Below are 481 nucleotides of genomic sequence, written 5' to 3' on the forward strand. Positions count from 1 at the left end.
GGGGGGGGGGGGGGGGGGGGGGGGGGGGGGGGGGAGGGGGGGGGAGGGGGGGGGGGGGGGAGGGGGGGGGGAGGGGAGGAGGGGGGGGGGGGAGGAGGGGGGGAGAGGGAAGAGAAAAGGAAGGAGAAGAAAGAGGAGGGAAGAAGGAGGGGGGGGGAGAAGGAAGGGAAAGGGGGGGAGGGGGAGGGAGGAGGGAAGGGGAGGAAGGAAAGGAGGAGGGAAGAAAGAGAGGGGAAAAGAGGAGGAGAGAAAGAAAGGGGAAGAGGAAAGGAAAGGAGGGGAAGGGAGGGGGGGGGAAGGAAGGAAGAAGAAGAAAGGAAAAGGAGGGCAGAGAGGAGGAAAAAGGGGAGAGGAGAAAGAGGGGGGAAGGGAGGAAGGGGGAGGGGGAAGAAGGGAAAAGAGGGAAAGGGAGGAAGGGGGGGAAAGAGAGAAGGGAGAAAGAAGGAAGGGAGGGGAGGGAAAAAGAGGGGAGGGAAAGAGA

General features: G+C 64.2%; 1 protein-coding gene. It reads left to right on the top strand.

What is annotated here, in order from left to right:
- On the top strand, positions 1 to 481 hold a 481-nt coding region (locus tag AB9K37_RS01370), incomplete at both ends, for a hypothetical protein (RefSeq protein ID WP_369835220.1).

The organism is Donghicola sp. XS_ASV15 (assembly GCF_041224595.1).
Lineage (GTDB): Bacteria > Pseudomonadota > Alphaproteobacteria > Rhodobacterales > Rhodobacteraceae > Donghicola.